General features: G+C 61.0%; 4 protein-coding genes. All 4 read left to right on the forward strand.

What is annotated here, in order from left to right; all coding sequences use genetic code 11:
• The first annotated feature begins 26 nt into the window (after window positions 1-26).
• A complete protein-coding gene (gene rfbC / locus ACR0ID_RS20255) occupies window positions 27-584 on the forward strand; it encodes a dTDP-4-dehydrorhamnose 3,5-epimerase (protein WP_480521548.1) in 558 nt (185 codons plus the stop codon).
• 3 nt (window positions 585-587) lie between these two features.
• Window positions 588-1,631, forward strand: a complete 1,044-nt coding sequence (rfbB, locus tag ACR0ID_RS20260; protein ID WP_480608372.1) for a dTDP-glucose 4,6-dehydratase — start codon at window positions 588-590, stop codon at window positions 1,629-1,631.
• On the forward strand, window positions 1,628-2,494 hold the full coding sequence (gene rfbD, locus ACR0ID_RS20265; RefSeq protein WP_480496656.1) for a dTDP-4-dehydrorhamnose reductase: 867 nt from the start codon (window positions 1,628-1,630) through the stop codon (window positions 2,492-2,494). The genes rfbB and rfbD overlap by 4 nt, the downstream gene beginning before the upstream one ends.
• Window positions 2,491-3,325: glucose-1-phosphate thymidylyltransferase RfbA (rfbA, locus tag ACR0ID_RS20270; protein ID WP_480608375.1), on the forward strand; the 835-nt coding region annotated here is incomplete at its 3' end. The genes rfbD and rfbA, both read left to right, overlap by 4 nt.

The following is a 3,325-nucleotide window of genomic DNA, read 5'->3' on the forward strand; positions in this document are numbered from 1 at the left end:
GCAACAGACGGTTGAGGTTAGGTGTTATGGAGATTGAGCGGACGGGGTTGTCGGGTGTGTTGGTTATTCGCCCGCAGCGGCATGGGGATTTGCGGGGGTTTTTTTCTGAAAGCTGGAACAAGGCGCGGCTGGAAGAGGCTGGGGTTGTGTTGCCGGAGTTTGTGCAGGACAACCATTCGTTGTCGTCCGCGGTGGGGACATTGCGCGGCCTGCATTTTCAGGCGCCCCCGCATGCGCAGGGCAAATTGGTGCGGGCGGGCCGGGGCGCGCTTTATGATGTCGCTGTCGATATCCGCAAGGGATCGCCGACCTATGGGCAATCTTTCGGCATCGAGCTCAGCTTTGAGAACGGGCGACAGCTTTGGGTGCCGGCGGGTTTTGCCCATGGTTTTGTGACGTTAGAGCCCGACACCGAAATCTGCTACAAATGTACCAGCTCTTACAATGCGGATGCTGATGGGGGTGTGCGCTGGGACAGCTGTGGTATTGATTGGCCCTTGCAGGGGAACCCGGTGCTGAGCGACAAGGACAGGATTGCGCCTGCGCTGGCCGATTTTGACAGCCCGTTTGTTTACGAAGGATAGAATATGAAACTGTTGGTGACAGGTGGTGCGGGTTTCATCGGGTCCGCGGTCGTGCGGCGTGCCATTGCGGACGGACATCAGGTCGTGAACCTTGATGCGCTGACCTATGCGGCCTGCCTCGACAATGTTGCCGAGGTTGCAGAGAACCCGAACTATGCCTTTGTTCACGCAGATATCCGCGACCCTGCGGCCCTGAAGGCGGTGTTTGCCGAACATGCGCCTGATGCGGTAATGCACCTGGCGGCAGAATCCCATGTTGACCGGTCCATCGACGGGCCGGGGGCTTTCATCGAAACCAATGTCCTGGGCACATACAACATGCTGGAGGCGGCGCGCCGCTATTGGGCCGGACAGGGAAAACCGGACACTTTCAGGTTCCACCATATCTCGACCGATGAAGTCTTTGGCAGCCTGGGCCCCACCGGCCAGTTCACCGAGGATACTCCCTATGATCCGCGGTCACCCTATTCCGCATCGAAAGCCTCCAGCGATCATCTGGTCCGGGCCTGGCACGAGACCTATGGCCTGCCGGTGGTGCTGACCAACTGTTCGAACAATTACGGACCCTATCATTTCCCTGAAAAGCTGATCCCCGTTGTGATCCTGAACGCAATCGCGGGCAAGGCGCTGCCGATCTATGGTGACGGCTCGAATGTCCGCGACTGGCTGTATGTCGAGGATCACGCCGACGCGCTTTTGCTGGTGGTGCAAAAGGGGGCTGTCGGCCGGTCCTACAACATCGGTGGCGAGAACGAGCGCAGCAATCTGGAACTGGTGCAGACGCTTTGCACGATCCTGGACGACCTGCGCCCGAAACCGCAGGGGGTCTATGCGGACCAGATCACCTTTGTCACAGACCGCCCCGGGCATGATGCGCGTTACGCCATCGATCCCTCGCGGATGCGCAACGAAATGAACTGGCGCCCATCCGTGACGGTAGAGGAGGGTCTGCGCAGAACGGTTGAATGGTACCTGAACAATGAAGAGTGGTGGCGGTCCCTGCAAGGCCGGTCCGGCGTTGGCGAACGGCTGGGGGTCAGCGCATGAAACTTCTGGTCTTCGGGGCGACCGGTCAGCTGGGCCGGGAACTGATCCGGTGTGGCGGGGAAATCTCGGTTGAAGCGCTTGGGCGCGACAAGGCGGATTTTACCGATCCCGAAGGGTGCGCGGCCCTGGTTCGCAACACCGATGCGGATGCGGTGATCAACGCCGCCGCATATACCGCCGTCGACAAGGCCGAGGCGGAGGAAGACCTTGCCCTGCTGATCAACGGAACCACGCCCACGGCGCTGGCCAAAGCTGCGGCCGGGCGCGGATTGCCGTTTGTTCAGGTCTCGACGGATTATGTGTTTGACGGGGCGGGCACGGCCCCGTTTCCACCCGACCACGCGACCGGCCCGCTGGGCGCTTATGGGCGCACCAAGCTGGCGGGTGAGGCCGGTGTGATTGCGGCGGGCGGACCCCATGCAATCATACGAACCTCGTGGGTGGTGTCGTCACATGGACATAACTTCGTCAAAACCATGCTGCGCCTCGGCAAAGAGCGTGACCGCCTGACGATCGTCGCAGACCAGATTGGCGGGCCAACCCCGGCGGCGGAACTGGCCGGGGCCTGTGTGGGCGCGGCCCGTGCCCTTTTGACAAACCCGGATGAAAAGACCGGAATTTACCATTGCAGCGGTGGCCCTGATGTCAGCTGGGCCGATTTTGCCCGCGAGATCTTCGATCAGGCCGGCATTGACTGCAATGTCGAAGACATCCCGTCCAGCGCATACCCGACCCCCGCGAAACGCCCCCTGAACAGCCGCCTGGACTGCACGACACTGACAACGGACCTGGGCGTGCCCCGTCCGGATTGGAAGGCGGGCCTGCACAGCATACTTGAAGACCTTGGAGAGCTCGGCACATGACGACCCGGAACGGCAAGAAACGCAAAGGTATCATTCTGGCAGGCGGGTCAGGTACCCGTCTTTATCCGATCACGATGGGCGTCTCGAAGCAGCTTTTGCCCATCTATGACAAGCCGATGATCTATTACCCCCTTTCGGTGCTGATGCTGGCCGGGATCCGCGACATCGCGATGATCACGACGCCGCAGGATCAGGAGCAGTTTCAGCGCCTGTTGGGCGACGGAAGCCAATGGGGCCTGTCCCTGACCTGGATTGTTCAACCTTCTCCTGACGGGTTAGCGCAAGCCTATATTCTGGCAGAAGACTTTCTGGATGGTGCCCCCTCGGCCATGGTGCTGGGCGACAACATTTTCTTCGGGCACGGCCTGCCCGAGATCCTGCAATCGGCAGACGCCAAAGAGACGGGAGGCACCGTCTTCGGCTATCGGGTCGCTGATCCCGAACGCTACGGGGTCGTGGCCTATGACGAGGCTGGCGCCGTCACCCAGATTGTCGAGAAACCTCAAGTGCCGCCATCGAACTACGCCGTGACCGGGCTGTACTTTCTGGACGGCTCTGCCCCTGAACGGGCCCGCGCCGTAAAACCGTCTGCACGCGGCGAGCTTGAGATTGTCACCTTGCTTGAAATGTACCTTGAGGCCGGGTTGCTCAGCGTCAACCGCATGGGACGCGGTTATGCCTGGCTGGATACCGGAACCCATGCAAGCCTGCTGGACGCCGGAAACTTCGTGCGCACGCTTCAGGACAGGCAAGGCCTGCAAACCGGATCACCCGACGAAATCGCCCATACGCTGGGCTGGATCAACGACCACGACCTCGAAGCCCGCGCCC

The sequence above is a fragment of the Ruegeria sp. AL2 genome, from assembly GCF_056540845.1.

Bases quoted from the DNA above. Each gene is read 5' to 3' on its own strand.
- rfbC (WP_480521548.1), top strand. From the start codon at position 27: ATGGAGATTGAGCGGACGGGGTTGTCGGGTGTGTTGGTTATTCGCCCG.
- rfbB (WP_480608372.1), top strand. From the start codon at position 588: ATGAAACTGTTGGTGACAGGTGGTGCGGGTTTCATCGGGTCCGCGGTC.
- rfbD (WP_480496656.1), top strand. From the start codon at position 1,628: ATGAAACTTCTGGTCTTCGGGGCGACCGGTCAGCTGGGCCGGGAACTG.